This is a genomic window from Marinobacter arenosus, assembly GCF_019264345.1.
Lineage (GTDB): Bacteria > Pseudomonadota > Gammaproteobacteria > Pseudomonadales > Oleiphilaceae > Marinobacter > Marinobacter arenosus.
Genome location: NZ_JAHVAO010000008.1, coordinates 1 through 5,182, shown reverse-complemented (window position 1 = coordinate 5,182; position 5,182 = coordinate 1). Strand labels below are relative to the sequence as shown.

The window sequence follows — 5,182 nt, the reverse complement described above, 5'->3', positions numbered from 1 at the left end:
ACCTCGAAGGTCCAGGGAGATCTCATCTTGGAAGGGGCTTCCCGCTTAGATGCTTTCAGCGGTTATCCTATCCGAACATAGCTACCGGGCAATGCGTCTGGCGACACAACCCGAACACCAGCGGTTCGTCCACTCCGGTCCTCTCGTACTAGGAGCAGCTTTCCTCAAATCTCCAACGTCCACGGCAGATAGGGACCGAACTGTCTCACGACGTTCTAAACCCAGCTCGCGTACCACTTTAAATGGCGAACAGCCATACCCTTGGGACCGGCTTCAGCCCCAGGATGTGATGAGCCGACATCGAGGTGCCAAACACCGCCGTCGATGTGAACTCTTGGGCGGTATCAGCCTGTTATCCCCGGAGTACCTTTTATCCGTTGAGCGATGGCCCTTCCATACAGAACCACCGGATCACTATGACCTGCTTTCGCACCTGCTCGACGTGTCTGTCTCGCAGTTAAGCGGGCTTGTGCCATTACACTAACCGCATGATGTCCGACCATGCTTAGCCCACCTTTGTGCTCCTCCGTTACGCTTTGGGAGGAGACCGCCCCAGTCAAACTACCCACCACACAGTGTCCTCATCCCCGATAAGGGGACCAAGTTAGAACCTCAAACAGCTCAGGCTGGTATTTCAAGGTTGGCTCCACGATGACTGGCGTCACCGCTTCAAAGCCTCCCAGCTATCCTACACAAAACTGCTCAAAGTTCACTGTGAAGCTATAGTAAAGGTTCACGGGGTCTTTCCGTCTAGCCGCGGATACACCGCATCTTCACGGCGATTTCAATTTCACTGAGTCTCGGGTAGAGACAGCGCCCCCATCGTTACGCCATTCGTGCAGGTCGGAACTTACCCGACAAGGAATTTCGCTACCTTAGGACCGTTATAGTTACGGCCGCCGTTTACCGGGGCTTCGATCAAGAGCTTCGCACGAATGCTAACCCCATCAATTAACCTTCCGGCACCGGGCAGGCGTCACACCCTATACGTCCACTTTCGTGTTTGCAGAGTGCTGTGTTTTTAATAAACAGTCGCAGGGGCCTGGTATCTTCGACTGGCTTCTGCTCCACCCGCAGGGGCTTCACATACAACCAGCGTGCCTTCTCCCGAAGTTACGGCACCATTTTGCCTAGTTCCTTTACCCGAGTTCTCTCAAGCGCCTTGGTATTCTCTACCTGACCACCTGTGTCGGTTTGGGGTACGGTCTCGAATAGCCTGAAGCTTAGAAGATTTTCCTGGAAGCATGGCATCAATGACTTCCCGCCCTGAAAGGGCAGTCGTCGTCACGTCTCAGAATTATGGGCCCGGATTTGCCTAAGCCCACTTCCTACTCGCTTAAACCGGGACAACCGTCGCCCGGCTCACCTAGCCTTCTCCGTCTCTCCATCGCAGCTATCCAAGGTACGGGAATATTAACCCGTTTCCCATCGACTACACCTTTCGGTCTCGCCTTAGGGGCCGACTCACCCTGCGCCGATTAGCGTTGCGCAGGAACCCTTGGTCTTCCGGCGTGCGGGTTTTTCACCCGCATTGTCGTTACTCATGTCAGCATTCGCACTTCTGATACCTCCAGCATGCTTCTCAACACACCTTCGCAGGCTTACAGAACGCTCCCCTACCCCGCATACAAAGTATGCAGCCGCAGCTTCGGTGACCAGTTTGAGCCCCGTTACATCTTCCGCGCAGGCCGACTCGACTAGTGAGCTATTACGCTTTCTTTAAAGGATGGCTGCTTCTAAGCCAACCTCCTAGCTGTCTGAGCCTTCCCACATCGTTTCCCACTTAACTGGTACTTGGGGACCTTAGCTGGCGGTCTGGGTTGTTTCCCTCTTCACGACGGACGTTAGCACCCGCCGTGTGTCTCCCGGATAGTACTCACAGGTATTCGGAGTTTGCATCGGGTTGGTAAGTCGGGATGACCCCCTAGCCGAAACAGTGCTCTACCCCCTGTGGTATTCGTCCGAGGCGCTACCTAAATAGCTTTCGGGGAGAACCAGCTATCTCCGGGCTTGATTAGCCTTTCACTCCGATCCACAAGTCATCCCCTGGCTTTTCAACGACAGTGGGTTCGGTCCTCCAGTTGATGTTACTCAACCTTCAACCTGCTCATGGATAGATCGCCCGGTTTCGGGTCTATGCCCAGCGACTAAATCGCCCTATTCAGACTCGGTTTCCCTACGGCTCCCCTAAACGGTTAACCTCGCCACTGAACATAAGTCGCTGACCCATTATACAAAAGGTACGCCGTCACGGAACAAGTCCGCTCCGACTGCTTGTACGCATACGGTTTCAGGATCTATTTCACTCCCCTCACAGGGGTTCTTTTCGCCTTTCCCTCACGGTACTGGTTCACTATCGGTCAGTCAGGAGTATTTAGCCTTGGAGGATGGTCCCCCCATATTCAGACAGGATATCACGTGTCCCGTCCTACTCGATTTCACTGAACTCAGGTTTCGGATACGGGGCTATCACCCACTATGGCGGCACTTTCCAGAGCCTTCTCCTACCAGTTGTTCAGCTTAAGGGCTAGTCCCCGTTCGCTCGCCGCTACTTAGGGAATCTCGGTTGATTTCTTTTCCTCGGGGTACTTAGATGTTTCAGTTCCCCCGGTTCGCCCTGTACACCTATGTATTCAGTGCACAGTACCTGGCCGAAACCAGGTGGGTTTCCCCATTCAGAAATGTCCGGATCACAGCTCGTTTGCCAGCTCCCCGAACCTTATCGCAGGCTTCCACGTCTTTCATCGCCTCTGACTGCCAAGGCATCCACCGTATGCGCTTAGTTGCTTGACTATATAACCCCAAGACAACTGATCGTCGAAGCAACGCCACTCACCAGGCAAGCCCGATGGGTGTGTCAATTCGAGACAGTCACTTGAAGCCATATACAACCACTTCAACGACAACACCGGATAACGCTTGAAATCGCTATCACTTGATCATCGAATTCCGGAGATAATGGAATCCGACAATCGGTATTTCTATCTCGTCCAATTTGTTAAAGAGCAAATCTGACCCAGTGATCAGAAAGAAGAACTTCATCCAACAACCTCGGTCATTGATGAAATGCTTGTTTCTGGACACTGATGAACCGAAGTTCGCCAGTAAAGTTTTGGTGGAGCTAGGCAGGATCGAACTGCCGACCTCCTGCGTGCAAGGCAGGCGCTCTCCCAGCTGAGCTATAGCCCCATTTAAGCTACCTCAAATTGGCCAACTCCAGGAGTTGAGCAATTTTGGTGGGTCTGGGTGGACTTGAACCACCGACCTCACCCTTATCAGGGGTGCGCTCTAACCACCTGAGCTACAGACCCAATGGTACGGGCCTGATAGACCCATCTGCTCTCTCTATTAATCAACCAAGTAATTCGTGTGGACTCTGACCGAAGCTTTCGGCTTCGTTTAAGGAGGTGATCCAGCCGCAGGTTCCCCTACGGCTACCTTGTTACGACTTCACCCCAGTCATGAACCACACCGTGGTGATCGTCCTCCCGAAGGTTAGACTAACCACTTCTGGTGCAATCCACTCCCATGGTGTGACGGGCGGTGTGTACAAGGCCCGGGAACGTATTCACCGTGACATTCTGATTCACGATTACTAGCGATTCCGACTTCACGGAGTCGAGTTGCAGACTCCGATCCGGACTACGACGCGTTTTGTGAGATTAGCTCCCCCTCGCGGGTTTGCAGCCCTCTGTGCGCGCCATTGTAGCACGTGTGTAGCCCTGGCCGTAAGGGCCATGATGACCTGACGTCATCCCCACCTTCCTCCGGTTTGTCACCGGCAGTCTCCCTAGAGTTCTCAGCCGAACTGCTAGCAACTAGGGATAGGGGTTGCGCTCGTTACGGGACTTAACCCAACATCTCACGACACGAGCTGACGACGGCCATGCAGCACCTGTGTCAGAGTTCCCGAAGGCACCAATCCATCTCTGGAAAGTTCTCTGCATGTCAAGGCCAGGTAAGGTTCTTCGCGTTGCGTCGAATTAAACCACATGCTCCACCGCTTGTGCGGGCCCCCGTCAATTCATTTGAGTTTTAACCTTGCGGCCGTACTCCCCAGGCGGTCAACTTAGTGCGTTAGCTGCGCCACTAAGACTTCAAGAGTCCCAACGGCTAGTTGACATCGTTTACGGCGTGGACTACCAGGGTATCTAATCCTGTTTGCTCCCCACGCTTTCGCACCTCAGTGTCAGTGTTGGTCCAGGTAGCCGCCTTCGCCACTGGTGTTCCTTCCTATATCTACGCATTTCACCGCTACACAGGAAATTCCACTACCCTCTACCACACTCTAGCCTGACAGTTCGAAATGCCGTTCCCAGGTTAAGCCCGGGGCTTTCACATCTCGCTTATCAAACCACCTACGCGCGCTTTACGCCCAGTAATTCCGATTAACGCTTGCACCCTCCGTATTACCGCGGCTGCTGGCACGGAGTTAGCCGGTGCTTCTTCTGTGAGTAACGTCAAGCCTCACGAGTATTAGTCGTAAGGTTTTCCTCCTCACTGAAAGTGCTTTACAACCCGAAAGCCTTCTTCACACACGCGGCATGGCTGGATCAGGGTTTCCCCCATTGTCCAATATTCCCCACTGCTGCCTCCCGTAGGAGTTCGGGCCGTGTCTCAGTCCCGATGTGGCTGATCATCCTCTCAGACCAGCTACGGATCGTCGCCTTGGTAGGCTCTTACCCCACCAACTAGCTAATCCGACATAGGCACATCCAATAGCGCAAGGTCCGAAGATCCCCTGCTTTCTCCCGAAGGACGTATGCGGTATTAATCCGGGTTTCCCCGGGCTATCCCCCACTACTGGGCAGTTTCCTATGCATTACTCACCCGTCCGCCGCTCGTCAGCGGGGTGCAAGCACCCCCTGTTACCGCTCGACTTGCATGTGTTAAGCCTGCCGCCAGCGTTCAATCTGAGCCATGATCAAACTCTTCAGTTTAAATCATACAAGAATCCGAAGATTCTCTATTCTTGCTCAAGACAAAACTCAATTTCGACGAGTCACTGTCCTGATATTTCGTATCCGAAATACCTCGGCCAGCGCCCACACGAATTACTTGGTTAATTTTTTAAAGAGCGTTTGAGCCGTTGCTCAATCAAGGCCGCGTATTCTACATCGAACCGCCACCTTGTCAACCGTTTATTTTTCGTTGTTTTCCGTCTCCGGAAACCGCCGAAAAA

The 5,182-nt window shown here is 53.3% G+C and carries 2 tRNA genes and 2 rRNA genes; all 4 read right to left on the bottom strand.

Annotation, left to right across the window (positions count from 1 at the left end):
* A 23S ribosomal RNA gene (locus tag KXD86_RS18835) occupies positions 1-2,793 on the bottom strand; the annotation flags it as partial.
* A 320-nt stretch (positions 2,794-3,113) separates the two neighbouring features.
* Positions 3,114-3,189: transfer RNA gene (locus KXD86_RS18830), tRNA-Ala, on the bottom strand.
* Between the two features lie 45 nt (positions 3,190-3,234).
* Positions 3,235-3,311 (bottom strand) — tRNA-Ile (locus KXD86_RS18825).
* Between the two features lie 89 nt (positions 3,312-3,400).
* Positions 3,401-4,940: ribosomal RNA gene (locus KXD86_RS18820) — 16S ribosomal RNA — on the bottom strand.
* Between the last annotated feature and the right edge of the window lie 242 nt (positions 4,941-5,182).